This window comes from Ensifer sp. PDNC004 (assembly GCF_016919405.1).
Classification (GTDB): domain Bacteria; phylum Pseudomonadota; class Alphaproteobacteria; order Rhizobiales; family Rhizobiaceae; genus Ensifer.
In genome coordinates this window covers 624,789-648,886 of sequence record NZ_CP070353.1, presented here as the reverse complement: position 1 = coordinate 648,886, position 24,098 = coordinate 624,789, and the positions used below count along the sequence as shown (strand labels likewise).

At 64.0% G+C, this 24,098-nt stretch carries 25 protein-coding genes; 6 read left to right on the top strand and 19 right to left on the bottom strand.

Features of this window, described 5'->3' with window-relative positions:
- Positions 1–8 precede the first annotated feature (8 nt).
- The 3 genes from JVX98_RS11155 (at position 9) to JVX98_RS11145 (ending at position 1,993) form a co-directional block, all read left to right on the top strand.
- Positions 9–422: an SRPBCC family protein gene (locus JVX98_RS11155; protein ID WP_205238625.1), complete on the top strand. Its 414-nt coding sequence runs from the start codon at positions 9–11 to the stop codon at positions 420–422.
- Position 423: 1 nt separating this feature from the next.
- Entirely contained in the window at positions 424–777 is a 354-nt protein-coding gene (locus tag JVX98_RS11150; RefSeq protein WP_205238624.1) for a VOC family protein, read from the top strand.
- Between the two features lie 319 nt (positions 778–1,096).
- Positions 1,097–1,993, top strand: coding sequence for a hypothetical protein (locus JVX98_RS11145; protein WP_205238623.1), 897 nt, complete (start codon positions 1,097–1,099; stop codon positions 1,991–1,993).
- Positions 1,994–2,021: 28 nt separating this feature from the next.
- Here the strand turns inward: JVX98_RS11145 and JVX98_RS11140 are convergent, their stop codons facing one another.
- Positions 2,022–2,936 (bottom strand): helix-turn-helix transcriptional regulator, encoded by a 915-nt coding sequence (locus tag JVX98_RS11140; protein WP_246764999.1) that lies wholly within the window; start codon positions 2,934–2,936, stop codon positions 2,022–2,024.
- Positions 2,937–2,944: 8 nt separating this feature from the next.
- Here JVX98_RS11140 and JVX98_RS11135 point away from each other — a divergent pair, with 8 nt between their 5' ends.
- The gene (locus JVX98_RS11135; protein WP_205239428.1) at positions 2,945–4,504 is read left to right on the top strand and encodes an MFS transporter; all 1,560 of its coding nucleotides are present in this window, start codon (positions 2,945–2,947) and stop codon (positions 4,502–4,504) included.
- Positions 4,505–4,860: 356 nt separating this feature from the next.
- Here the strand turns inward: JVX98_RS11135 and ccoP are convergent, their stop codons facing one another.
- From ccoP to ccoN, 4 genes are read right to left on the bottom strand one after another with little or no spacing between them, the layout of a single operon-like run.
- A complete protein-coding gene (ccoP, locus tag JVX98_RS11130; protein WP_043617325.1) occupies positions 4,861–5,724 on the bottom strand; it encodes a cytochrome-c oxidase, cbb3-type subunit III in 864 nt (287 codons plus the stop codon).
- Between the two features lie 4 nt (positions 5,725–5,728).
- Positions 5,729–5,881 carry a CcoQ/FixQ family Cbb3-type cytochrome c oxidase assembly chaperone gene (locus JVX98_RS11125; protein WP_034788377.1) on the bottom strand — a complete coding sequence of 51 codons (153 nt, stop codon included), beginning with the start codon at positions 5,879–5,881 and terminating at the stop codon, positions 5,729–5,731.
- A 12-nt stretch (positions 5,882–5,893) separates the two neighbouring features.
- The gene (gene ccoO / locus JVX98_RS11120) at positions 5,894–6,625 is read right to left on the bottom strand and encodes a cytochrome-c oxidase, cbb3-type subunit II (protein ID WP_205238622.1); all 732 of its coding nucleotides are present in this window, start codon (positions 6,623–6,625) and stop codon (positions 5,894–5,896) included.
- A 13-nt stretch (positions 6,626–6,638) separates the two neighbouring features.
- Positions 6,639–8,267 (bottom strand): cytochrome-c oxidase, cbb3-type subunit I, encoded by a 1,629-nt coding sequence (gene ccoN, locus JVX98_RS11115; protein WP_043617330.1) that lies wholly within the window; start codon positions 8,265–8,267, stop codon positions 6,639–6,641.
- 253 nt (positions 8,268–8,520) lie between these two features.
- On the opposite strand from ccoN, the gene JVX98_RS11110 reads away from it, so the two are divergent.
- A complete protein-coding gene (locus JVX98_RS11110) occupies positions 8,521–8,955 on the top strand; it encodes a hemerythrin domain-containing protein (RefSeq protein WP_371258871.1) in 435 nt (144 codons plus the stop codon).
- 102 nt (positions 8,956–9,057) lie between these two features.
- On the opposite strand, the gene JVX98_RS11105 is transcribed toward JVX98_RS11110, so the two are convergent.
- The 8 genes from JVX98_RS11105 to hemN form a co-directional block, all read right to left on the bottom strand.
- Complete coding sequence (locus tag JVX98_RS11105) at positions 9,058–9,768, bottom strand: PAS domain-containing protein (protein ID WP_192446368.1); 711 nt, start codon at positions 9,766–9,768, stop codon at positions 9,058–9,060.
- 370 nt (positions 9,769–10,138) lie between these two features.
- Positions 10,139–11,068 (bottom strand): lipid A biosynthesis lauroyl acyltransferase, encoded by a 930-nt coding sequence (locus JVX98_RS11100; RefSeq protein WP_043617336.1) that lies wholly within the window; start codon positions 11,066–11,068, stop codon positions 10,139–10,141.
- A gap of 12 nt (positions 11,069–11,080) precedes the next feature.
- A complete protein-coding gene (locus JVX98_RS11095; RefSeq protein WP_043617339.1) occupies positions 11,081–12,109 on the bottom strand; it encodes a zinc-binding dehydrogenase in 1,029 nt (342 codons plus the stop codon).
- Between the two features lie 272 nt (positions 12,110–12,381).
- Positions 12,382–13,665 (bottom strand): beta-ketoacyl-ACP synthase, encoded by a 1,284-nt coding sequence (locus JVX98_RS11090; protein WP_043617343.1) that lies wholly within the window; start codon positions 13,663–13,665, stop codon positions 12,382–12,384.
- Between the two features lie 12 nt (positions 13,666–13,677).
- Positions 13,678–14,880, bottom strand: coding sequence for a beta-ketoacyl-ACP synthase (locus JVX98_RS11085; protein ID WP_192446369.1), 1,203 nt, complete (start codon positions 14,878–14,880; stop codon positions 13,678–13,680).
- 1 nt (position 14,881) lies between these two features.
- Positions 14,882–15,367 (bottom strand): 3-hydroxyacyl-ACP dehydratase FabZ family protein, encoded by a 486-nt coding sequence (locus JVX98_RS11080; protein ID WP_034788315.1) that lies wholly within the window; start codon positions 15,365–15,367, stop codon positions 14,882–14,884.
- A gap of 115 nt (positions 15,368–15,482) precedes the next feature.
- The gene (locus JVX98_RS11075) at positions 15,483–15,767 is read right to left on the bottom strand and encodes an acyl carrier protein (protein WP_089044188.1); all 285 of its coding nucleotides are present in this window, start codon (positions 15,765–15,767) and stop codon (positions 15,483–15,485) included.
- Between the two features lie 118 nt (positions 15,768–15,885).
- The gene (gene hemN, locus JVX98_RS11070) at positions 15,886–17,235 is read right to left on the bottom strand and encodes an oxygen-independent coproporphyrinogen III oxidase (RefSeq protein ID WP_205238621.1); all 1,350 of its coding nucleotides are present in this window, start codon (positions 17,233–17,235) and stop codon (positions 15,886–15,888) included.
- Between the two features lie 216 nt (positions 17,236–17,451).
- Between hemN and JVX98_RS11065 the strand changes: the two genes are divergently transcribed.
- Complete coding sequence (locus tag JVX98_RS11065; RefSeq protein ID WP_052201805.1) at positions 17,452–18,189, top strand: Crp/Fnr family transcriptional regulator; 738 nt, start codon at positions 17,452–17,454, stop codon at positions 18,187–18,189.
- A 294-nt stretch (positions 18,190–18,483) separates the two neighbouring features.
- On the opposite strand, the gene JVX98_RS11060 is transcribed toward JVX98_RS11065, so the two are convergent.
- The 6 genes from JVX98_RS11060 to JVX98_RS11035 form a co-directional block, all read right to left on the bottom strand.
- A complete protein-coding gene (locus JVX98_RS11060; protein ID WP_192446372.1) occupies positions 18,484–18,912 on the bottom strand; it encodes a L,D-transpeptidase in 429 nt (142 codons plus the stop codon).
- A gap of 129 nt (positions 18,913–19,041) precedes the next feature.
- Entirely contained in the window at positions 19,042–20,013 is a 972-nt protein-coding gene (gene cbiB, locus JVX98_RS11055) for an adenosylcobinamide-phosphate synthase CbiB (protein WP_205238620.1), read from the bottom strand.
- Between the two features lies 1 nt (position 20,014).
- Positions 20,015–21,016 carry a threonine-phosphate decarboxylase CobD gene (gene cobD / locus JVX98_RS11050; protein ID WP_205238619.1) on the bottom strand — a complete coding sequence of 334 codons (1,002 nt, stop codon included), beginning with the start codon at positions 21,014–21,016 and terminating at the stop codon, positions 20,015–20,017.
- On the bottom strand, positions 21,013–22,317 hold the full coding sequence (locus JVX98_RS11045) for a cobyrinate a,c-diamide synthase (RefSeq protein ID WP_205238618.1): 1,305 nt from the start codon (positions 22,315–22,317) through the stop codon (positions 21,013–21,015). Before JVX98_RS11045 ends, cobD begins: the two co-directional genes overlap by 4 nt.
- The gene (gene cobA / locus JVX98_RS11040) at positions 22,314–23,153 is read right to left on the bottom strand and encodes a uroporphyrinogen-III C-methyltransferase (protein ID WP_371826560.1); all 840 of its coding nucleotides are present in this window, start codon (positions 23,151–23,153) and stop codon (positions 22,314–22,316) included. The genes JVX98_RS11045 and cobA overlap by 4 nt, the downstream gene beginning before the upstream one ends.
- Positions 23,154–23,283: 130 nt before the next feature.
- Positions 23,284–23,748: a cobalamin biosynthesis protein gene (locus JVX98_RS11035; RefSeq protein ID WP_192446376.1), complete on the bottom strand. Its 465-nt coding sequence runs from the start codon at positions 23,746–23,748 to the stop codon at positions 23,284–23,286.
- Positions 23,749–24,098: the final 350 nt, after the last annotated feature.

Below are 24,098 nucleotides of genomic sequence, written 5' to 3'. Positions count from 1 at the left end.
GGAGAACAATGCATGGCAACACTGGAGCAAAGATCGTTCACACCACCATCGACCGCGACTGGCGCGCGGTCTATGCCTTCATGGCTAAGCCCGAGAACATGCCGCGCTGGGCGTCCGGCCTCTCGTCGGGTCTAACCCGCGACGGCGACCATTGGCTTGCGCCGGGCCCTCTCGGCAATGCCCGCGTCCGCTTTGCGCCGGACAACGCCTTCGGCGTCGTCGATCATCGCGTTACGCTGGAAGACGGCACGGAGGTCCACAATGCGTTGCGCGTCGTTCCGAACGGCGACGGCGCGGAGGTGATGTTCACGCTGCTGCGCCAGCCGGGCATGAGCGCGGAACAATTTGCCGGCGACGCCGGCTGGGTGGCGAAGGATCTCGCCACTTTGAAATCAATCATGGAATCCGGAGAAGACAGATAAAATGGGTAACAAGGGCAACGACAGCCGCATCGACTATGTCGAGTTCAACGTCTCCGACATCGCCGCCGCCAAGGCCTTCTACGGCAGCGCCTTCGGCTGGACCTTCACCGATTACGGCCCGGAATATTGCGAATTCAAGGACGGCCGACTGACCGGCGGCTTCACCACCACCGGCCCTGTCGGCAGCGGCGGACCGCTGATCATCCTCTATGCGGACACGCTGGAGGACATGCTCGCCCGCGTCGAAAAGGCCGGCGGCAGGATCGTCAAACCGATTTTCACCTTTCCCGGCGGAAGACGCTTCCATTTCGCCGACCCGGATGGTTACGAACTGGCGGTCTGGTCGGCGCAGTAGAGGGTTCAGAAGGCGCGGCCCGGAAGGAAGAGGCGACGGGACCATTCGGGTTCAGTGAAATAGTTGAACACTGGCGAACGGCCGCTCCTTCCTCATACGTCATTTCCGTGCTCGTCACAGAAATGACGTAGGAGGAGGGAGAGAGGGCAGCGCGCGTACCATGCTCGCGGCGTGTCTCTTTGCGTGACCGGCAGTCAACCGATACGTCCGGGACTGCGTCGCCGCCCCCCCGTAACCTGTGGACAGGCCATCCCGCTTTACGCCGGTTTAATCTCTACACGTCAGAATTGCGCGCGACGAACACGAGGGCGCGCAGAGCATGGCCGACACGCATGATTTTCTGAAGAACTCCGTCATCATCGGCGCCCATCCCGATGACGAGTTGCTGTGGTTCACCTCGATCCTCAACAAGGTCGATGAGGTGATCATCCTTTATCGCGACATCTGGTCTGAGCCGCAAATGGGCGACGCGCGCACCGCTGCGATCAAGGCCTATCCGCGTGGCAACGTGCGCTTCCTCGAAATGGAAGAAACCGGCTCGTTTGACTGCGCCGACTGGACGAGCCCGAAACCCGGCCCCTTCGGCATGGAGTTCGGCACCGAAGGCACGCGCCGCGAAGCCAAGCGCATCGTCAAGAAATCGCTGTCGCAGATCATGCCCGGCAGCTTCCGCCACTCGACCCGGCCGATCGCGCAGGCCTATCGCGACAACTACGAGACGCTCTACCGCACGCTCCTGCCGCTCTTGAAGCCCGACATGAATGTCTTCACCCACAATCCCTGGGGCGAGTATGGCCACGAGGATCACGTGCAGGTCTTCCGGGTGCTCGACCGCCTGCGCGACGAAATCGGCTTCAAGCTCTGGATGTCGAACTATTGCACAGAGCGCTCCATGCCGCTCGCCATGCAGTATTTCAGCCGCCGGCCGCAAAACTACGTCCGCCTGCCGGCCGACAAGGGCTTCGCCGAGCAGGTGGCCAACATCTATCGCCAGCACGGCTGCTGGACCTGGCGCGACGATTGGGTCTGGTTCGACGACGAGTGCTTCATGGAAGCGCCGTCGAGCAAGCCGGAAAGCGGCGGCTTTCATCTCCTGCCGATGAACCTCTTCAACTTCGGCACGGTCGTGAAGCGGCCGGTCAACACCTCGCTGCTTCTCGGCACGGCGCTGTCGAGCGTTGTCGTCGGCGCCACCATCGCCGCAGCTCTCGAATAGGCCGAACCAAAAGAGGCGGCCGCTTCGGTTATCGCTCTCGGGCGAGCACCGGTTCGGCGAAATAGACCACCATGCGCAGATGCCGGTGTTCGTCCACCACCAGCGTCTCATGGCGGAAACGCCGGCGCTCGGCTGCAGCATCGATCAGGGATCCGATCCCGCGCCGGGCCTCGTCGCCACCAGGGGCTGCCCACCAGCGCCTGAAATCGGCCGAAAGGTCCTTGAGGCTTTCAACCAGGGCCAGCATCGACGGATCATCCGGAGCCACGGCGAAATCATATCGAAACTGGGCGAGCAGCTTCGGCGCGTCTTCGCGCCAGGCGGGCATACGCCGCCGCATCTCGGGATCGGCAAACACCATCTGCAAAATATTGCCAAGCTCCGGCCTCCGGGCACTGAAGCCGAACAGCGCGTCCGCCGCCGCATTCCAGGCAACGACATCCCAGCGCAGGTTGACCACATAGGCCGGCCGTGCCGTCAGCTCGTCCAGCAACTGCTGGACCAAAGGCGAAACTGTGACGCGATGATGCGCCTCCGGCGGCGGCGGCCGTTTGTGGGCCAGCAGGAACAGATGGCTGCATTCGGCGTCATCGAGCTTCAGCGCCCGCGCCACATTCAACAGGAACGCCTCCGACACCTTGATGTCACGCCCCTGCTCGAACCAGGTGTACCAGGTGAGCCCGACGCCGGCGAGCGCTGCCACCTCCTCGCGCCTGAGGCCGGGGGTGCGCCGCCGGCCGTTGAACGCGAGCCCAGCATCGGCCGGCGTCAGCTTCGCCCGGTGCCGCGTCAGAAACTCCGACAGCTCGTTCTTGCTCCGCTCAAGGCTTCGTTCGTTCACGCTATTGCTCGCAGTAATAGGATAAATACTTAAATTGTAACAGGACAAGTGTGCCCTGAAGATGTGGTTTCCGCAACCAGCCCAAGCGACGACGGAGATCACTTTTGACCATGCTCAGCGACCGACCATCCCACCTCACCGAGGGACATCCCGTCCACGCGGACCCCGCAGAACCGCGCGCAGGCCTGCGGGAATGGGCCGGCCTTGCCCTGCTCGCACTCCCCACCATCCTGCTCGGGCTCGACCTGACGCTGCTGCATCTGGCCTTGCCGGCGCTCGCGGCAGACCTGAAGCCCACCAGCACGCAGGCGCTCTGGATCGTCGATGCCTACGGCTTCATGATCGCCGGCTTCCTGATCACCATGGGGACGCTCGGCGATCGCATCGGTCGCCGCAAGCTGCTGATGCTGGGCGCTGCCGCCTTCGGCGTGGCCTCGATCCTTTCGGCCTATTCCACCAGCGCCACCATGCTGATCGCCGCGCGCGCAGCCCTCGGCGTTGCCGGCGCAACGCTGATGCCGCCGACGCTGGCGCTGATCAGCAACATGTTTTTAAACCCGCACCAGAGGGCGCTTGCGATCGGGGCGTGGGCAACCATGTTCGCGCTCGGCATGGCGGCGGGGCCGATCGTCGGCGGCATCCTGCTCGAACGCTACTGGTGGGGTGCTGCCTTCCTCGTGGCACTGCCGATCGTCGGGCTGCTCCTCATCGTCGCGCCGTTCCTGCTGCCGGAATACCGTGCGCCGCAAGCGGAGCGGCTGGACATGACGAGCGTGGCGCTGTCGCTGGCGGGGCTGCTTCCCATCGTCTACGGCATCAAGCAGATCGCCAAGGATGGCTTCGGACTCGCTGCCATGCTCGGTCTGACCGTCGGAATCGTCGCCACACTCCTCTTCATCCGGCGGCAGCGCCGGCTGAAAAGCCCGCTGATCGACCTCGACCTCTTCTCCGATCGCGCTTTCAGCACAGCGCTGTTGATCCTCCTGGTCGGCTTGACGGCCGTCGGCGGCACGATGCTGCTCGTCACCCAGTATCTGCAGCTCGTCGTCGGGCTTTCTCCCCTGTCGGCGGGCCTGAGAATGGGACCCTCGGCGCTCGCCATGCTTTTGGCCGGCATCACCGCACCGCTCATCGCCCGGCGCTTCGGCCCCGGCCCCGTGATCGCAACGGCGCTGGCGCTCTCGGTCGTCGGCTACCTTCTGCTCGCCTTGCTCGACCACGCGCCGCACGGTGTCGGGCTGGTGACGGCCGCATTCGCGCTCGTCTATCTCGGCCTCGGTACCATTGCCGCGCTTGGCACCGATCTCGTCGTCAGCGCAGCACCTGCCGAAAAGGCCGGATCGGCCTCGGCCCTCTCCGAAGTGGTGCAGGAGCTCGGTCTTGCCGTCGGCATCGCCACGCTCGGCAGCCTGACCACCGCCGTCTACCGCACCGAAATGGCCGGGCAGACAAAGCTTGCAGGCGACATAGGTGGCAGACTGTCGGACAGCCTCGCCGGCGCTGTGTCGGTCGCCGCCGAACTGCCGGCGGGCGCGCTGGAGCAGGCCCAGGCCGCCTTCATGACCGGCTTTAGCGCAGCTGCCGCCGCGTGCGCCGTCGCCATCGCTCTCATGGCGACGCTGGCGGTGGTTTCGTTGCCGAGGCGTGTCGGCGAAACAGCCAAATCGTGAGAGGACAGCTCGGCCATTTCGTTGCGATCTCCCGTCAATGACGAAACGTCTCCAAACAAAAAAGGCCGCGCCCGTTGGCGCGGCCTGCTCGATGGATGGATGAGAGCTGCCCCTCACGGTCCTGCCGGACTTCTCTCGCCGCCAGGCGGGGAGAGAGACGCTGGGCGCACTGCCTCCGCAAAGCAAAGGCATTTCGGTCTGGCCGAGACCGGCGCAATCTGCGTCCTTCTCACCGCATGCCGCAGAGAAGGTGCCGGCAGGCGGATGAGTGGCAACCTCACCGCGCGGACGAGGGCAAACCCTCACCGCGTGAATGAGAGCCAGCCCCAGCCCTCAGTCACGAGACGTCGCGGGCCTTACTCGCCGCCACCCAGCGAATGCACGAAGATGGCGAGCTGCTTGACCGTGGTGTCGCCGAGGCGCGGCAGCCAGGCAGGCATGACGCCGTGCTTGGGCGCCTTCATCTGGGCGACGATCGCCTGCTCGCTCGAGCCGTTCAGCCACAGCGCATCGGCAAGGTTGGGCGCGCCGAACTCGCGGTTGCCCTTGGCGTCGGCACCGTGGCAGGAGGCGCAGTTGGTCTCGAACAGCGCCTTGCCCGGCTCCACCATGGATGCATCCGACGGCGTGCCGGTGAGGCTGACGACATAGGCTGCCGTCTGTTTGATCTCCTCCGGCTTGAGGATTTCCGCGAAGGACGGCATCTCCGAGACGCGGGTCTCGTCGTCGCCGTTGTAGCGGATGCCGTGGGCGATCGTCTGGTAGATCTCTTCGGGCTTTCCACCCCAGAGCCAGTCGTCGTCGTTCAGGTTCGGGAATCCGGCAGAACCGGCCGCACCCGAGCCGTGGCACTGGGCACAGTTGACCTTGAAGGCCGAGGCACCGCCGGATACGGCAAAGTGCTGCAGCTGCGGATCGGCCATGATGTCGGCAAGCGAGCTTGAGGCGATCTTCTCGAGGTTGCCGGCCTGCGCCGCCTTGGCGCTCGCAAGTTCGGCGCTCACCTCGGCGCGGCTCGAATAGCCAAGCACGCCCTTGGTGGCGTCGGTCAGGAGCGGCACGGCCGGATAGACGATCATGTAGCCGACAGCCCATACGATGGTCGCGTAGAAGGTATAGACCCACCAGCGCGGCATCGGGTTGTTGAGCTCGCGGATACCGTCCCATTCGTGGCCGGTGGTCTCGACGCCGCTGATTTCGTCGACGTGTTTGTCCGCCATTCTATTAATCCTCCTTCAGGGGGATGGCTGCGGCATCATCGGCGGCCTTCTTGGCGCCGGGCCGGAAGATGAAGGCAACGACGCCGAGGAAGAAGAGCGTCATCGCAAGGAGCGCCCAGCTATCGGCGAACTGGCGCATGGCCGTGTAGGTTTCCATGTGCTGATCTCCTTAGCGATAACCGGTGGTGTCGTCGTAGGTAGAGAAGTCGACCAGCGTGCCGAGCATCTGCAGATAGGCGATGAGCGCGTCCATCTCCGTCAGCTTCTGCGGATCGCCGTCGAAGTCGCCGAGCTTGGCCTTCGGATAGCGCCCCTCGACGCCTGTGGTGTCGGCGTTCGGATCGGCCTGCGCCTTGATGTCGGCAAGCGCGTTGTCGATCATCTCGTCCGTATAGGGAACGCCGACCGCCTTGTTCGCTTTCAGGTTGGCGGCGATGTTGTTCACGTCGAGCGGGGTCGCCTTGAGGAAGGCGTAGCTCGGCATGACAGATTCCGGCACCACCGAGCGCGGCTCGATCATGTGCTGCACGTGCCACTCGTTGGAGTAGCGGTCGCCGACGCGCGCCAGGTCCGGCCCGGTGCGCTTGGAGCCCCACTGGAACGGATGGTCGTACATGGATTCCGCCGCCAGCGAGTAGTGGCCGTAGCGCTCCACTTCGTCGCGGAACGGGCGGATCATCTGGCTGTGACAGACGTAGCAGCCTTCACGCACGTAGATGTCGCGGCCGGCGAGCTCCAGCGGCGAATAGGGCCGCATGCCCTCCACCTTCTCGATGGTGTTTTCGAGATAGAACAGCGGCGCGATTTCCACGATGCCGCCGACGGAGACGACGAGCAGCGAGCCGACGAGCAGCAGGGTCGCGTTGCGTTCGAGCGTCGCGTGTTTGTCGAGAATGGACATTCTCTATGCCCTCCTATTCCGCAGCCTTGAGCGCGGGCGTCGCACCGAAGATCGGAGCTTCATCGCGCACGCGGCCAAGGATGGTCATGGTTACGTTGAAGGCCATGAGCAGAGCTCCGGCGAGGAAGAGTGCGCCGCCAAGGGCACGCAGCACGTAGTAGGGAACCATGGCCGCGACCGATTCCGCGAAGGAATAGACGAGGAAGCCCTGGTCATCGTATTCGCGCCACATCAGGCCCTGCTGGATGCCGGCAACCCACATGACCGCCGCGTAGACGACGATGCCGAGGGTGGCGAGCCAGAAGTGCCAGTTGACCATGCGCACGCTGTAGAGGCGCTCGCGGTTCCACAGCTTCGGAACGAGATAGTAGATCGCGCCGAAGGTGATGAGGCCGTTCCAGCCGAGCGCGCCCGAATGCACGTGGCCGATGGTCCAGTCGGTGTAGTGGCTGAGCGAGTTGACCGTCTTGATCGACATCATCGGGCCTTCGAAGGTCGCCATGCCGTAGAAGGCAACGGCCATGACCATCATGCGGATGATCGGGTCGGTGCGGATCTTGTCCCAGGCGCCCGAAAGCGTCATCAGGCCGTTGATCATGCCGCCCCAGGAGGGCATCCAGAGCATGACCGAGAACACCATGCCGAGCGTCTGCGCCCAATCCGGCAGCGCGGTGTAGTGCAGGTGGTGAGGACCCGCCCAGATGTACATGAAGATCAGCGACCAGAAGTGGATGATCGACAGACGGTAGGAGTAAACAGGACGGTTCGCCTGCTTCGGGATGAAGTAATACATCATGCCGAGGAAGCCGGCCGTCAGGAAGAAGCCGACGGCGTTATGCCCGTACCACCATTGCGTCAGCGCGTCCTGCACCCCGGCAAAGGCCGAATAGCTCTTGGAACCGAGGAAGGAAACCGGAACCGCCAGGTTGTTGACGATGTGCAGCATCGCGATCGTGACGATGAATGCGAGGTAGAACCAGTTGGCCACATAGATATGCGGCTCCTTGCGGGTCAGAAGCGTGCCGAGGAAGACGGCGAGATAGGCGACCCAGACGATCGTCAGCCACAGGTCCACATACCATTCCGGCTCCGCATATTCCTTCGACTGGGTGATCCCCAGCAAGTAGCCGGTTGCGGCCATGATGATGAAGAGCTGGTAGCCCCAGAACACGAACCAACCGAGATTGCCGCCGAAGAGGCGCGCGCGGCTGGTGCGCTGGACGATGTAGAACGACGTTGCGATCAGCGCGTTGCCGCCGAAGGCGAAGATGACCGCCGAGGTGTGCAGCGGCCGCATGCGGCCGAAGTTGAACCAGGGCTCGATGTTGAGGTCCGGGAAGGCAAGCTGGAGCGCAACCACAACGCCGACGAGAAATCCGACGACGCCCCAAAAGACGGTGGCGATCACGCCGTATTTGACCACCTCGTCGAAATACTCCGACTGGGGTGGCGGCGGTGACGCCCTGCCCGCCGAAGCCGGGCTGAACTCGATGCGGCGCATCAAAAGGATGGTGCCGGCAAGAAGCGTGAAGAACAGCACCCACATATGGGCTTCGAAGTGCCGGTCCTGGGCAAGCCCGGCGCCGACGAGCGCCAGGAATGCACCGACCCCGAGCAGGATCATCTCGAATGTGTATTTCATGGTTGGGTCCCCAACTTGGTCCGAACGCACGCAATGACACCCCGAAACGAGGGGTGTCACCGCAGCTTGCCGGAAAGTGTCAGAATCGGGGCAAGCCGGCCTTGATTCAGATCAAGGCTTTGCCACCTCGTTTGGATCATCCTCGGCAAACAATAGGGAGCGCCGTGGGAGTTGGCGTCTGAAGCCGATGAAAAAGACTTTTGAAGACGGACGAATCCGCAGCCGACTGGACCCAGCCCCCCGGCGGGAACCCGTGGCCGAGCCGTTTGCCTGGCTTGCCCGCGCCCACGAGGAGCAGCTGGCGCTCTGCAATTGCCTGGAGGAAATCGCCGACAGCCTGCCGGCCGACATCGACCGGCAGAAATGCGTCTATGCCGCCAAGGTGCTGGAGCCGCTGATCCGCGAGATGCATTCGGGCGAAGAAAACCTGGTCTTCCCCTGGATCGAGCGCACCTACCGCTCGGACCCGACGCTCGGCGCGACACTGGAGCGGCTGAAATACGAGCATTGCGAGGACGAGTGCTTCGCCGAGGAACTGACCGAAATGCTGGAGCGCCTCGGCGCCGCCGACGAGACGGTCAATGCCGAGACCGCCGGCTACATGCTGCGCGGCTTCTTCACCAGCCTCAGGCGGCACGTCGGCTTCGAGCAGGAATGTCTGCGCAGCATTACCGCGCCGGTCGGATAGACCGGCCGCCCGAGCAGCGCGACGCAATGCGGACACGTATCGTGGCCGTTATCCGGCCGCGCATCCCCTTCTGCATTTTCGGGTATCGCCGGAACCGGCGCTTCAGGCCGCGATCGCGCGGCGGCGGTCGGCATGTTCCTGGATCACCAGGATGGCGCCGATCAGCTTGCCTGTGCTCGACATGCACGGCGTCAGCCGGCAGCGCACGACGACCGTGCGCGCATCGACCGTCTTGGCGAAGGTGTAGTCCACCACCTCGCCGGCGAAACACCGGTCGAGATAGGATTTCACCCGCAGCTCGAACCGCTGGATGCCGATGAACTCGACGATATGCCGGCCGATCAGGTCCATCGGGCGGCTTTCCAGATGCTCGGCATTGCGTGGATTGGTGTAGAGATAGCGGTAGTCGGGCGTGATCACCGCCAACCGGTCCGGGAAGCTGTCGAGGATGGCCTCGTTGAGCAATCCTTCGTCCGCCCTGCCCTTGTTCGGTTGCGCCGGCAGGCGCTCCAGCTGCAGGTCGGCAAGGTTCTCCGCGCCGGTCGCGGCGAAATAGCGGTTGATCAGCGATTGCAGCAACTGCGAATGGCGCAGCACGCAGGAAATGTCGTCGGCTTCGACGCGCAGAATGTCGATCAAGAACTGGAACTGAAGCCGGGCGTCTTCGACGCTCACCGCCTTCTCGTCGTAGACTGACCTCAAGATCGGATCCAATTCGCGATCCAGAATCCCGATCAAATGCTCGTCTGCCGTACGTACGGCATACTGCAGCTGCGAATACTTGAACCAGAACAGCTCAATCAGTGCGTTCAATTCGAAACCCCAATTCCCCCACGGCAAAGCCGCTTCGATGCACTTACAAAACAGGCGTAGATGCTCAGGACACTGATCTGGTTCTTGACGTTTCCCCCACCCCTTTCGCGTAAAACCGTACCGCTCGGGTCATCCAAAGCGCTTGCAGGCATTTTCTCACGCGACAGGCATAAGTTTACACTCATTGCGATAGCGTTCAACAGCAGAAAGAAAAACTTAACGCTTACGCACGTTTTCGAGGGAGGATCGGCGCTGATGTCCCCGCGTAGCTGGCAAAACGCAAAGCCCGACACAAGGGTGCCGGGCTTGCAGTAACGTCAAGCCTGCTTGCGCTAGGCGCAATCAGGCGCTGTTCAGATGCGAAAGAGAATCAGTCTTTCAGGTAACGCTTGATGTGCCAGCGGTCGTGATACCAGAGCCATTGGCCCGGATATTCCCTCACCCAGCTCTCCACCTTGTCGTTCAGCACCTGCGCCGTGGCGGTGACGTCGACGCTGCCGTCGGCCTTGCGGGGAATGGCGATCGCCGGTTCGATTTCCAGGCGGAAACGGCCACCCGGCAAGCGGATGCAGCGGGCCGGATAGACCTCGCAGTTGAACTGGCGCACGAGCTTGGCGAGCAGCGGGTTGGTCTGCACGTCCTGGCCGAAGAACTTGGTCTTCAGCCCCTTGCGGAACTTCTGGTCGACGAGGACGCCGACGCCCTGGCCGCGCTCCAGCTGGCGGGCGAGCGCAAAGGACGAGCCCGCATGCGACGGCACGAGCTTGCCCATGCGTTCCGCGCGGAAGTTGAAGACCTTCTCTGCCACGTAAGGATTGTTCGGCGGACGGAAGAGCACGGTCACGTCGAGCCCGAAGGCGGATCCGGCGACCGGCAGCATCTCGAAATTGCCGCTGTGCGCGGTAAAGACGATGAAGGGGCGCGGATTGTCGCGAAGCTCGAGGAACAAGGGAATGCCCGAGACCTCGACCCGCCCCGGCGTCGTGCGCTCCGGATCGAAATCGAAGAGCCGGTCGAGGAACACGTATTCGGCCGCCATGCGACCCATGTTGCCCCAGCTTTCGAGCGCGATCTCATTGATCTCCGCTTCGCTCTTTTCCGGGAATGCGTTGCGCAGGTTGGTCAGCGTCAGCTTCTGACGGCTGGTCTTCGGGCCGATGAATCGCAGGGCGCGATCCATGAAGCTGATCGCGCCGTCGGCGGGAAACATCTTCAGGATCGTCAGAAGCAGAAACACGAACTGCGCAATCAGCCATTGGCGGAAACGATCCGCCGCCAGCACCAGCCGTGTGATCACCATGCGCACAGTCGATCAATCCATCTTCAGGATGATCTTGCCGAAGATCTGGCGCGACTCCATGCGCTCCAGTGCCCGGTCGATCTGGTCGAGGGTGATTTCAGTGTCGATGACCGGATGCACGAGACCGCGCGCCATCTTCTGCATGGCGTTCGCCATGTTCTCCATGCGGCAGCCGAACGAGCCGAGCAGCTTGAGCTGCTGCTGGAAGAGCATCATCAGGTTCATGTCGGTGGAGACGCCCGAGGTGGAGCCGCAGGTAACGAGACGTCCGCCGCGCTTCATGCAGAGCATGGAGCCGGCCCAGGTGTCCTTGCCGACGTGTTCGAACACGACGTCGACGCCCTTCTTCTTGGTGAGCTTGCGCACGACGCCTTCAAACCGGTCGGTGCGGTAGTTGATGACGTGATCGGCGCCAAGCGCCTTGGCCTTCTCGATCTTGTCGTCGGAGCCAACGGTGGTGATCACGGTGCAGCCGATCTTCTTGGCAAGCTGGATCGCCGCCGAGCCGATGCCGGAGCCGCCGGCATGCACGAGGATGGTTTCACCGGGCTCCAGCTTGGCGTTGTCGAACAGCATGTGCTCGACGGTACCGAAGGTCACCGGAGCAAGGGCGGCAGCAACCGCATCGACGCCCGGAGGGGCCGGTACCAGCAGGCGCGCCGGCAGGTTGATCTTTTCCTGCGCAAAGCCGTCGAGGTGGAAGCCGTGAACGCCGCCGACATGTTCGCAGAGGTTGTCGCGGCCTTCCTTGCACGGACGGCAGAGGCCGCAGGTGCGTGCACCGTAGACCGAGACGAGCTGGCCCGGAAGCACGCTGGAAACGCCCGGGCCGATCTGATCGACGACGCCGGAGGCTTCCGCACCGATGACGAGCGGCATCTTGCGCTTGGCGAACGCCATGCCGCGCCAGCCCCAGACGTCGATGTGGTTGAGCGCAACCGCCTTGACGCGCAGCGTCACCTCGCCCGGGCCGGGTGCTTCCGGTTCCGGAATGTCGGTGATTTCGAGCTTGCGGTCATCGAGCAATTGCAGGGCGCGCATGGTTCTTCCTTTAGATCTCTTTACATAGTCGAGCGGCTGGGCCGTGCTGACTGGCATATATACACTTTGGGAGAGTGGCGCAGCACCCCCTTTGGCCTGCCGGCCATCTCCCCCAAAAGGCGATCGACCCGCGACAAGCTTATCGCTTCAACGGAGGGCTCAGCTTCGGCCCCCTGATGAGCAGGACAGCGCTACACCCGATCTCCCCTCGTGCGGGAGATGCCCGGCAGGGCACAGGGGGCAGCGCCAAATCGTATTGCCCTCGAATTGGTTCAGGCCGGCTCGGCCGTCATCACCAGGCTGGCGTTCTGGCCGCCGAAGCCGAAGGAGTTCGACAGCACCGCAGAAACCTGCTGGCTGCGCTTCACGTTCGGCACGACGTCGAGCACGATCGCCGGATCGGGGTTCTGGTAGTTGATCGTCGGCGGCAGCGTGCCGGTCAGCATCGTCTGGATCGAGAACACCGCCTCGACCGCACCGGCGGCCGTCAGCGTGTGACCGATCATCGACTTGTTGGACGAGACCGGGATCGACGGCAGGCGATCGCCGAAGACGGCCGACATCGACAGATATTCCATCTTGTCGTTTTCGGGCGTCGAGGTGCCGTGCGCGTTGATGTAGCCGATGCCGGTTTCATCGATGCCGGCGTCGGCAAGGGCAGCGCGGATCGTCGCGATAGCCGGTCCACCGTCCGGCGAGGAGCGCGTGCGGTGGAAGAGGTCGGCCTTCTCGCCGCAACCCTTGAGGATGCCGTAGACGCGGGCGCCGCGGGCAACGGCTGCTTCCAGCGATTCCAGCACCAGCGTCGCTGCACCTTCGGCGATGACGAAGCCATCACGGTCCTTGGTGAAGGGCTTTGAGGCCTTTTCCGGCGGATCGTTCTGGGTGGAGAGCGCGGAAAGCAGCGCAAAGCGGATCAGCGCTTCGGCGCTGACCGAACCATCGGTCGCAACCGTCAGTGCGCGATCGGTGCGGCCCTGGCGGATCGCCTCGACGCCGAGCTGGATCGCGGTCGCGCCGGAAGCGCAGGCGGTCGACAGCGTCACCGGCAGGCCACGCGTGCCGAAGCGATCGGCAAGGCGCTCGGAGATCGAGCCGAAGAGCACGGCCTCATGGAACACCGGATCGGCCTTCTGGCGCATCGCAGCGAGGAAGCGGTTATAGGCATCGCCTGGCTGTTCGGAAGGCGGCGAACGATCGGCGAGCTCGAAGCGTGCGCTCCATTCCGGCTCGATCGGCGGGGCGGCCAGAAACAGCGGGCCGTTGAAGTCGCCGGAAAGCCCGGCCTGCGCCAGCGCTTCCAGTGTCGTCTCGCGCGCCATGGCATAGGAGCGCTCGACGGAGTTGGCCGCCGGCACCTCGATGAAATCGACCATGCCGGAGATGCGGGTGTTGAGGCCTTCCGTCGGGAAACGGGTGATCTTGCGGATGCCGGAGACGCCGCCGGTCAGCGCCGACCAGTTGTCTTCCAGCCCCTGGCCGAGCGAGGTAATGACGCCCATGCCGGTAACGGCGACGATCGGGCGGCCGAGGTGATCCTTGTAAGCGTTGCTCATCAATCGTTCCTCTTATTCGGCCGAAAGGACCGCGACGCCTTCGCCGCGTGAATGACCGACGGTGGTCACGACCGCCGACCGGGCAGCAGCCGTCATCGGCTTTTCGAAGCTGGCGTCGAAGGCCGGCACCTTGGCGCCGTGGCCGAGCGTGAGCGCGGCAAGCGCCAAGCCCGCCGGAAACTGCGCCTCGATGCTGTGGCCGACGATGCCGCCATAGGCACGCACAGGCGCGCCGGCCAGATTGGCCTGCAGGAACGCCTTTTCGCTGGCGACGAGATCATGAAAACCGGACGTGCCGGAAAAGACCACCGTGCTTGCCGGATCGAGCTTTTCAGCCGGTTTCGCAAGGTCCGCAAGGCGTGCTTCGAGCTTGCCGTCAGCGCGGCTGCCGCGGTCGCTGCCGATCGCGTCGATCGTCGCATAGATGCGGGCGCCACGGGCTTCGGCGTACTCGCGTGATTCCAGCACCAGGAAGGCGCCGACCGACCCGGGGATCATGCCGCCACCGTTGTCGCGGCTGCGCGACCAGATCGGGTGCCAGTCACCGGTTGCCTGGCCCTGGATCGCCTCGATCATCAGCATGATGTCCAGGCGCTCGGCCGAAAACGCGCCGCCGACGAGCGTATGCGTCGACTGGCCGGCCTTGATCCGGGCAAAGGCGGTTTCGATCGCCGAGATACCGGCCGCTTCTTCGCCCATGAAGGTGCGGGACGAGCCGGTCACCTTGTGCACGATCGAGATGTTGCCGGCGAGCAGGTTGGAAAGCTGGGCCAGGAACAGCGTCGGTCGCAGTTCGGTCGTCAGCTTTTCGTTGAGCAGCTGTTCGCGGTCGTTGCGCTTCAGCGCCTCGTCGACGATCAGTGAATCGACGTTGATGTCTCGCTCGCCGCCGCCGGCAGCGACGATCATGTCCATGCTGCCGCAGGCTTCGAGATTGTCCTTCAGACCGGCGTCATCCAGCGCCAGGCCCGCGGAAAAGACGCCGAGGCGCTGCCAGTTTTCCATCTGGCGCTGGTCGCCACGCTTGGCGATCTGCTGCGACCAGTCGATTTCCGGCAGCGGATGCACCGGATAGGGGCTGAACTTCTCGGTCTCGACGCGCGCGGCCGGCGACGTGCCGGCGGTCAGCATCGCCAGATGCGGCTCGACCCCGACACCCTGGCTGGTGACGATACCGATGCCGGTAATGACAACGTCGTTTGCAGATTTGCTCATCTTACTTCTCCGAACCGGCTGCCGCTGAAAGCGCCGCCATCAGACCCACTTCTCCAGCCCGCTTGCGCACGATATCGCCGAGCGGAACCTGATCGAACGGCATGGTCCGCAGCTTCAGCTGGGCGTCGCAGACCTTCTTGCCGCCAGAGGTGATCTTCGCCTTGGTGACGGCGAAGCCCGAACCTTCATGCTCGAGGAAGGCTTCGATCTCGAGTTCGGCCGAGGGCTCGACGAAGGTCCGCATCTTGGCGCCGTCGACCGACATCAGGAAGGGCATGGCGGCGAAATTGGTAGCGGCGAGCACCAGGAAACCGGAGGCCTGCGCCATGGTCTCGATGAGAAGCACGCCGGGCACCAGCGGATAGCCTGGAAAATGGCCTTCGAACACCGGGCTCTTCTCCGGCACGACGGACCGCGCCGTCAGCCGGCCAGCCGAAAGATCGACCGTTTCGACACGATCGATCATCTGGAAGTATTCAAGGAGCATTGAGGCTCACCCCGTTGGTTTCGGGCTCAAGTAAAAACGCCAATGCCGCCTGTCAAGCGCGGGGCGCGACGGGCGGCATTGGAAATCGAGTGGCAAGGCTCGGGCGAAAGCCCGATCAGCCCTTGGCAGCCCGCAGTTCGTCGATCTTGGCGCAGAGGTTCTTCAGAACGAAGTATTCTTCGGTCGAAACCTTGCCTTCGTTGACTTCCTGCGTCCACTGCTCGAGCGGAATCTTAATGCCGAATTCCTTGTCGATCGCAAACACGATGTCGAGGAAGTCCAGGCTGTCGATGCCCAGATCGTCGATCGTGTGGCTTTCCGGCGTGATCGTCTCGCGATCGATCTCGCTCGTTTCCGCGATGATGTCGGCAACCTTGTCGAATGTAGCTGTCACGCGCATACCTCTAATATTTTAAAGTCGAGTCTCGGCGATCCTATAGGTAAATGCGCCGCAAAAGCCAATGGCCTTGATGGCGAAGGCTTTCGAATTGGAAAACGGTGTTGCGACAGAGCATGGCTCAGACCGCCACCGAATGCCGGCCGCGGCCGTTGCCGAGATAGGCATCGAAGGTGGCCGCAACCGAGCGGGCAAAGGGCCTGCCGCGTTCGGTCAGGCGGAAAACCCCGCTTTCGATCGTCGTCAGCTCGTCCACATCGCGCGCCCGGAAGAGCCGCGCCTCCTCGATCACCGCGCCGGCAAGCGCCGGGAAGTCATGCTCGATCTCGTCGAAAGAGAAGGCAAAGCGGCACATGACGTCGGCAATCACTTTTGCTCTCAGGATGTCGTCCGGTGTGAAGCGGTAACCACGCACGGCTGCCAGCCCGGTGTTTTCCACATGGCGCAGATATTCGCCGGTGGCCGGCATGTTCTGAACATAACCTTGACGAAACTGACCGATCGCCGAGGCGCCGAGACCAATAAGCGTTTCGGCCGCGTCGTCGGTATAGCCCTGGAAATTGCGGCGCAGACGCCCTTCCCTGTTGGCCCGCGCCAGGCTGTCGTCCGGCTTTGCGAAATGGTCGATACCGATTGCCTCGTAGCCGGCAGCAACCAGCATCTCGGCGGCGCGGCTCATCTGCGCGAAACGCTCGACGATGCCGGGCAGGCTTTCGTCCGGAATCATCTTCTGGTGTGTCTTCATCCACGGCACATGGGCGTAGCCGAAGAGTGCGACGCGATCAGGCGCGAGCGAAAGCACGGCCTCCATGGTCCGCTCCAGCGACTGAAGGCTTTGGTAGGGCAAACCATAGAGCACGTCGCAATTGACCGAGTGTACGCCCCGTGCCCGGGACGCCTCGATCGCGTCGCGCGTCTGCTCGAAGGTCTGGATGCGGTTGATCGCATTCTGCACGACCGGATCGAAATCCTGGATGCCGAAGCTCGCCCGCGTCATGCCGATCTTAGCCAGCGCATCATGGCGCGCTTCATCGAGATCGTTCGGGTCCATCTCGACGCTGATCTCGCAATCGGGCGCAAAGGTGAAGTGTTCGGCAAAAGCACGTTTCAGCGCGATCATGTCGTCGGGCCTGACGAGCGTCGGCGAGCCGCCGCCGAAATGCAGCGCCGTCACCCTGGCCTCGCGGCTCACCCGGCTGCCGATTTCTGCAACCTCGCGATGCAGGCCGGTTAGATAGGTTGCCACCGGATCATAGCGCAGCGTCTGCTTCGTATGGCAGGCACAGAACCAACAGAGCCTGTCGCAATAGGGCACGTGCGCATAGAGCGAGATCGCCTCGCCCGCACGGATCGCACCGAGCCAGCCTTGATAGTCAACCGGCCCCACCGCCTCGGAAAAATGCGGTGCGGTCGGGTAGCTGGTGTAGCGCGGCACAGGGCTCGCATGCTTGAGGATGAGCGCGTCGTCCATAAGTCTCTCCGCTGTCATGAAGACGGCTTAGGACGGATCGGCAAAGAGGCCTTTGATTTTGATCAAGTCGGCGAATTAACACGTTAAAATTGACAATGCTCAAGCTGGCATGAGACATTGTTTCGCGCTTTCGGAATTAGCACCTGTCAACTCTTGATTTAACGACCCGCATCCTCTTTGGTCATCCAGAGACCAACGGCATGCAGGTAGAAAGAATTGCAGATCGTGAACGAACATCGTCGCAAGGATATCCATAATTCGGAGGTTCCAGCCGTCTGCGCCGCCTGCGAGGCGCGCCATGGCGGCGTTTGCGGCACGCTCACCCCGGATCAGCTGCTCGACCTCAGCCGCCATTCGACTCGCCGCAGCATCGAGCCCGGCCGCGAGGTCATCGGCCAGGGAGAAGCGACCGAGAGCTACGCCAACATCATCAACGGTGTCGTCAAGCTCAGCAAGGTTCTGGCCGACGGCCGACAGCAGATCGTCGGCCTGCAGTTTGCCCCTGATTTCATGGGCCGGCCCTTTACCCGCGAAAGCGCCCTGACGGCGGAAGCAGCCGTCGATACCGACATCTGTTGTTTCCCGCGCACCGTCATCGATCGCCTGGTCTCCGAAGCGCCCAACCTCGAGCACCGGCTGCACGAGCAAGCGCTGAAGGAACTCGACGAGGCGCGTGACTGGATGCTGACGCTCGGCCGCAAGACTGCGCAGGAAAAGGTCGCGAGTTTCCTCTACATCATCGCCACCCATATCGACCCGGAAAACGGCACCTCGAACGAGTTCGACCTGCCGCTGTCGCGCGCCGACATCGCAGACTATCTCGGCCTGACCATCGAAACGGTCAGCCGCCAGATCACCAAGCTGCGCAAGGAGAACGTCATCCGCATCGAAAACAGCCGCCACGTCACCGTGCCGAGCCTCGACCGGCTGATGCATGTGGCGGGTATCGACTGACGGCCGTTAGCGGCTGCTAAGCAGTAGTCGCAGCAACTTTCTCGACAGTATCGCCCCTCTCCTCGGGTTCGACCCGAGGACGACCGCTCTCAGCGCAAGCGGCGAGAGGGAACGAGGACGACTGCAGCCTTGCCATCTTCGGCAAGCTCGCGGGCGAATCCGACGGTGCGATTGAAACGGCCGCGTGCCGCAATTCCCCTTCTCCCCGTCAAAACGGGCAGAAGGTCCCGGCAAGGGGATGAGCAGCGGATCTATCAAGAAGGCAACAAGCCGGACGTGCGACGCGAGGCAGCGTCACCGCGTAATGACGATCCGCGTGTTCGCCAACCCGTGTTCCTTGGTAAGGGCGAAAAACTCCGCCGCATTGTTGGGATGCAGCCGCACGCAGCCATGCGAGGCCGGGCGGCCGAGCCGCTTGATGTCGTAGGTGGCGTGGATGGCGTAGCCACCGTTGAAGAACACGGCGTAAGGCATCGGCGCATCGTCGTACTTGCGCGAACGGTGGTTGCGCGAGAGCCACTTCGCACTCCAGCTGCCGCGTGGCGTCACATAGCCCTTGCGCGCCGTCGAGACCTTCCAGCGATACATCACGATGCCGTTCTGGCTGACGGTCATCGTCTGCGACGACAGGCTGATATCGGCAATCAGATTGGCGGCGTTCACGGGTTGAACGGTAAACTGCAGCAGAGCGGCAATCAGCGCAGTCAGAAGGCTTTTGCGCATGCTTCTCTCTCCGGGAAGACGAACACGTACCGGTGGAACCAAACGTTCCAGGAGAATAACTGATCGAATATGATACGATCTTAATACATATGGAAAGCAGAGTCTTAATGCGAAGGTCAACTTCCGCGATCAAATCATTGCGATTGCAAGAACAAGCCCGGTCATGACCGTGCAGGCGCCGTAAAAGACAGCAATACCGGCGTCGATGTCTTGGCTTTTCGCAACCGCCCGGCCCGGACCGTTGATCATCGGCTCGCCGACCTTGACGCCGCCATAGATGCGCGGACCCGCAAGCTGCAGGTCAAGCGCGCCGGCCATGGCCGCTTCCGGCCAGCCTGAGTTCGGCGAGCGGTGCAGGCCGTGGTCGCGAAGGCTCACCGTCAGAGCATCCTTGGCGGCACGCGCGCCGCGGTGGATCAGCGCACCGGCCGAGATCAACAGGATCGAGAGCCTGGCAGCCGGCAGGTTGGCGACGTCGTCGAGCCGGGCCGAAGCCCAGCCGAAGTGCAGATATTTCGGCGACTTGTGGCCAATCATCGAATCGGCCGTGTTCAGCATCTTGTAGGCGAGAAGCCCCGGAAGGCCGGCAACCGCATACCAGAAGGCCGGCGCCACGACGCCATCGGAAAAGTTCTCGGCCAGGCTCTCGATCGCCGCGCGGCAGACCGCCGGCTCGTCGAGCGTCTCCGGATCGCGACCGACGATCATCGACACGGCGGCCCGTCCGCCTTCAAGCCCACCCTGTCGCAGGCCCTCGGCGACGCGACGCACGTGATCGGCAAGGCTCTTCTGCGCCAGAAAGATCGCGACCAGAACGGCCTCCAGCAGGAAACCGAGCGGCCCGAAGACGGCGAACAGGCGATGCAGCAGATGGCCGAACCAGGCGCTGAGGCCAAGCAACAGCAGGATTGCGACGACGCCCCGAAATTTGCGGGCGCCATCCTCCAGATCCTCACGGTTCAGCCGGGCGTCGAAAAAGCCGATCGCCTTGCCGAAGAATACGACCGGATGCGGCACGCGCGCCCAGAGCCAGTCCGGATCGCCGACGACGCGATCGATCACCAGCGCCAGCGCGAGGATGAAAAGGATGGTCTCCGACACCTCAGAGCTCCATGCCGGCAAGCGCGTCCGCAAGCCGCCGGTCGCCCGCCGCGTCAGGTGCCAACCCGATCCTGAGCCAGGTCGGCGCATAGTCGAACTTGCGCGTGAGGATATGAGCCTCGCAGAGCCGCTCCTGCAGCAGACCTGCCCTCGGATGCTCGACCAGCACGAAAAGCCCCGTGCCGCCGATGCGGGCGAGCCCTGCCCCATCGAGTGCCGCGTCGAGGCCGGCGCGACGCGCGAGGATGCCGGCTGCGATCGCCTTCGTATCGCCCTGCATCAACGCTTTCGAGATCGTCAACGCCGGACCGGAGACGGCCCAGGGGCCGAGCCAGTCGGCAAAGGACGCAAGCACCGGTTCGGTCGCAACGACGAAACCGAGGCGCAGGCCCGCAAGGCCGAAGAACTTGCCGAAGGAGCGGAAGACGATGAGATTGCCCTGCCCCGGCACATGGCCGGCGACGCTCAGCTCCGGCTCGAGATCGCCGAAGGCCTCATCGACGAGCAGCAGCCCGCCGCTCGCTTTTTGCCTTGCGGCGATCGCCAAAAGCTCCGTCGGCGTCAAGGCGCGGCCGGTCGGGTTGTTGGGGTTGACGACGATGACAAGGCCATGTTCGGCCGTCAGCGCGTCGGCATCCGCGACGCGATCGACGGCAAAGCCGGCCGCCTCGAGCACGCGGGCATATTCGCCATAGGTCGGGCCGAAGATCGCGACGCGCCTGCCTGCCGGGGCAAGACGCGGCAGCAGCTGGATCACCGATTGCGTGCCCGGCACTGGCAACGGGAGCACGCCGTTGGTGCGGTAGTAGTCGGCGGCCGCGCGCCGCGCGTCATCCACCGTCTGCCGGTCCGGCAGCCGGTGCCAGGCGCGCTCGGGCACTTCAGGCAGGGCGACGGGGCATGGGTTGATGCCGGTCGAAAGATCCAGCCAGTCTTCGAGCCGGCCGCCATAGCGCGCCGCGGCTTCGGTGATGCCGCCGCCGTGAACGATCGGTGCGCTCATGCAGCACCTGCGACATCGATCAGATGCATGAAGGAACCGGCGACAGGGCCACGCCGGAGGCCTGCCTGGCCGAGATCCTCGCCGGCGGCGTCGCTGACGGCAAACAGCCGATCGGCCGCCCCTTCGGCGAGGATGGTCGCATAGTGGAATTCGTGCGCCGTCATGGGTCCATCGAAGAAGGCGTTGTCGACAGGCACGACGCGGCGATAGCCGAGGTGCCGCCTGCGCTCGGCAAAACTGGTGACGAGTGGCAGCAGGCCGAGCATGTCGTAGCGTGCGCCATCGGCAGCGACAAGCCCTTCGCCAAGCACCATGTAGCCGCCGCATTCGCCAAAAATCCGGGCGCCGCGTTCGGCAACCGAATTCATGCCCGAGCGGAAGCGGGCGGCGGCGCTTAAGCGCCCCGCATGCAGCTCCGGATAGCCGCCGGGCAGATAGACGGCATCGGCCTCTGCATCCGGCGCCTCGTCGGCGAGCGGCGAGAAGAAGGAAACCTCCGCCCCGCCTTGCCGCCAGCCGTAAAGCAGGTGCTCGTAACAGAAGGCAAAGGCGATATCGCGCGCGACGGCGATGCGCTGGCCGAACGGCTGCAGCCGCCTCGTATCGGCGGCCGCGGGCACCTGCGGAAAAATCGTCGCGATCAGGCGGATGGCCTCAAGATCGCAGGCAGCCTCGACGCGCGCGGCCGCCGCCTCGATGAAACCTTCGAGCGCCGAATGTTCGCCCGCCTGCACCAGGCCGAGATGGCGCTCCGGCAGTTGCAGCGCGCTGTCCTGGCGGAGCACGCCGAACACAGGCATGCGCACCTTGGCGAGCGCATCGCGCAGCATCATTTCATGCCGATCGCTGCCGACCTTGTTGAGGATGACGCCGACGACCCGGATATCGTCGCGGTGATCCGCATAGCCGCGCACCAGTGCGGCAACCGACTGGGACATGCGGGCGCAATCGACCACCAGAATGACCGCGAGGTTCAGCGTCGCGGCGAGATCAGCCGGCGTTCCCGAACCGTCGGCAGCCCCGTCATGCAGCCCCATCATCGCCTCGACGATCAAGGTGCGCCCGCCGGCAGCCGCATGCGACGCATTGGCCAGCAGCAGTTCCGGGCGCATCGCCCAGGGATCGTAGTTGAAGCAGGGCTCCCCGGTCGCCGCCGCATGGAAGGCGGGATCGATATAGTCCGGCCCCGCCTTGCCGGGCGCGATCGCCACGCCGCGCTTCTTCAGCGCGCGCATCAGCCCGAGCGTCACCGTCGTCTTGCCGGAGCCGGACGATGGTGCGGCAATCAGCAATCCGCTCATGCCGGGTTCCTGAGGATACGATTGGCGAAGGGGTCGGCGGCGAGCTTGCGCCCGTCGAGCGCGCCGATCCAGTCGAGCGCTGCGCGCAGTCGCACCACCTCACCGACGACGACGATCGCCGGCGGCTCCAGGCCTGCCGCCGCGACATCGGCCTCGGCGCGCGACAGCGTCGTTTCCAGTACTGTCTGCTCCGGCGTTGCCGCGTTGCAGACAAAGGCGACCGGCTCGTCCGGCGAGCGCCCGCCGGCAATGAGGTTGGCAGTGATGGCGCCGATATGCTTCATCGCCATATACATGACGATGACGGGCGAGCCGCTGGCGATGCCTTGCCAGTTGATGCGGTCCGGCACCAGGCCGGAGGAATCATGGCCAGTCAGGAACGTGACGGCGTGGTTCACCTCGCGGTGGGTCACCGGAATGCCGGCATAGGCAAGGCCACCGATGCCTGCGGTGATGCCGGGCACGATGCGAAACGGCACCTGATGCTCGACCAGCGTCAGCGCCTCCTCGCCGCCACGGCCGAAGACGAAGGGATCGCCGCCTTTGAGGCGCAGCACCCGGTTGCCGGCGCGCGCGAGTTCGACGAGGCGAAGCGAGATGTCGCGCTGCTTCGGCGACGGCTTGCCGCCGCGCTTGCCCGCAAACTCCAGCACGGCACCCGGCCGCGCGAGCTTGAGGCAATCCTCGTTGACCAGCGCATCGTGCACGATCACATCCGCCTGGCGCAGCGCATTGGCCGCATGCAGCGTCAACAGGCCGGGATCGCCCGGGCCGGCGCCGACCAGCCAGACCGAACCTTTTTCGAGCGCCGGCAACCCGGCAAAGAGGTTGTCGATCATGCGTGCTGTCCCACCTGTATTTCGGCGCCGCCCAACGGCGCGCCTGACGCGATCTCTAAAGAACCGGATTCCATTCCTGAGCAAACCCGGACAAAAGATTGATTCAATTCAACAACATAAGCGCGCATCAGACAGCCTCCGCCGCCGGGATGCGCTTTTCAGCGCGCAAGGTCGCCGGCCCTGCGAGGGCCGCCGTCGCATGGGCGGAGACGATCTTCGCCACGATCAGCACGGCCTCGCTGCCGGCGCCGACGAGCGCTGCCCCTTCGGCGACGCCATGGCAGCCGGTGTAGGCAAAGACGATCTCCGAGGGATTGGCGAGCCGCGAAGCTTCGGCTTCGAGCGTGGCGGCATCGTAGAACGCGGCCGGAACCGCGAAATGTCTGGCCGCCGCCAGGATCGCCGGTTCCTCGGCGCGGGCATCGAGCGAGGCGACCAGCCGCAGATCGCTGGCCACAGCACCGGCATCGGCAAGCGCGCGCTCGGCAAGGACGATCACCTCGTCGGCCGGCGTGCGACGCTCGCAGCCGAGGCCAAGCACCAGCCCGGCTCCTGCCTTTGTCGTCTGTGCAGCGTGTTGGCCCGATGGCATCGGCGGCCGGCTCCCTTCGTCGGTTCTCCTTAACGAAGCGCCGGCTGGGACGAATGGTCCCGGCCGATCTGGACAGCACCGGCTGATGGCCCCCTGGCTGGGTCGGCCGCACCGGACGCTCTTTCAGTCCACCGAAGCGGACGCCGTCGCATATCCTTCATTTTTACCGGAGCGCGAAAGGCCGGTCAAACCGGATTGCGCCATCGCCATGTCGCGTTTGAGGAAGATCGTCATCCGCCCGCCGTATCGCAATGACAGCCCATCTCGGCGGCGGTGCGCGCAAGAGCGCCTCCATCCAGAAAGCCAGCGACTCAGGACAAGGCTTTGAATCTCTGCCGGTTTCGCGGTTC

Bases quoted from the DNA above. Each gene is read 5' to 3' on its own strand.
- JVX98_RS11155 (WP_205238625.1), top strand. From the start codon at position 9: ATGCATGGCAACACTGGAGCAAAGATCGTTCACACCACCATCGACCGC.
- JVX98_RS11150 (WP_205238624.1), top strand. From the start codon at position 424: ATGGGTAACAAGGGCAACGACAGCCGCATCGACTATGTCGAGTTCAAC.
- JVX98_RS11145 (WP_205238623.1), top strand. From the start codon at position 1,097: ATGGCCGACACGCATGATTTTCTGAAGAACTCCGTCATCATCGGCGCC.
- JVX98_RS11135 (WP_205239428.1), top strand. From the start codon at position 2,945: ATGCTCAGCGACCGACCATCCCACCTCACCGAGGGACATCCCGTCCAC.
- ccoP (WP_043617325.1), bottom strand. From the start codon at position 5,724: ATGGCGGACAAACACGTCGACGAAATCAGCGGCGTCGAGACCACCGGC.
- JVX98_RS11125 (WP_034788377.1), bottom strand. From the start codon at position 5,881: ATGGAAACCTACACGGCCATGCGCCAGTTCGCCGATAGCTGGGCGCTC.
- ccoO (WP_205238622.1), bottom strand. From the start codon at position 6,625: ATGTCCATTCTCGACAAACACGCGACGCTCGAACGCAACGCGACCCTG.
- ccoN (WP_043617330.1), bottom strand. From the start codon at position 8,267: ATGAAATACACATTCGAGATGATCCTGCTCGGGGTCGGTGCATTCCTG.
- JVX98_RS11100 (WP_043617336.1), bottom strand. From the start codon at position 11,068: ATGGTGATCACACGGCTGGTGCTGGCGGCGGATCGTTTCCGCCAATGG.
- JVX98_RS11095 (WP_043617339.1), bottom strand. From the start codon at position 12,109: ATGCGCGCCCTGCAATTGCTCGATGACCGCAAGCTCGAAATCACCGAC.
- JVX98_RS11090 (WP_043617343.1), bottom strand. From the start codon at position 13,665: ATGAGCAACGCTTACAAGGATCACCTCGGCCGCCCGATCGTCGCCGTT.
- JVX98_RS11085 (WP_192446369.1), bottom strand. From the start codon at position 14,880: ATGAGCAAATCTGCAAACGACGTTGTCATTACCGGCATCGGTATCGTC.
- JVX98_RS11080 (WP_034788315.1), bottom strand. From the start codon at position 15,367: ATGCTCCTTGAATACTTCCAGATGATCGATCGTGTCGAAACGGTCGAT.
- JVX98_RS11075 (WP_089044188.1), bottom strand. From the start codon at position 15,767: ATGCGCGTGACAGCTACATTCGACAAGGTTGCCGACATCATCGCGGAA.
- hemN (WP_205238621.1), bottom strand. From the start codon at position 17,235: ATGGACGACGCGCTCATCCTCAAGCATGCGAGCCCTGTGCCGCGCTAC.
- JVX98_RS11060 (WP_192446372.1), bottom strand. From the start codon at position 18,912: ATGCGCAAAAGCCTTCTGACTGCGCTGATTGCCGCTCTGCTGCAGTTT.
- cobD (WP_205238619.1), bottom strand. From the start codon at position 21,016: ATGAGCGCACCGATCGTTCACGGCGGCGGCATCACCGAAGCCGCGGCG.
- JVX98_RS11045 (WP_205238618.1), bottom strand. From the start codon at position 22,317: ATGAGCGGATTGCTGATTGCCGCACCATCGTCCGGCTCCGGCAAGACG.
- JVX98_RS11035 (WP_192446376.1), bottom strand. From the start codon at position 23,748: ATGCCATCGGGCCAACACGCTGCACAGACGACAAAGGCAGGAGCCGGG.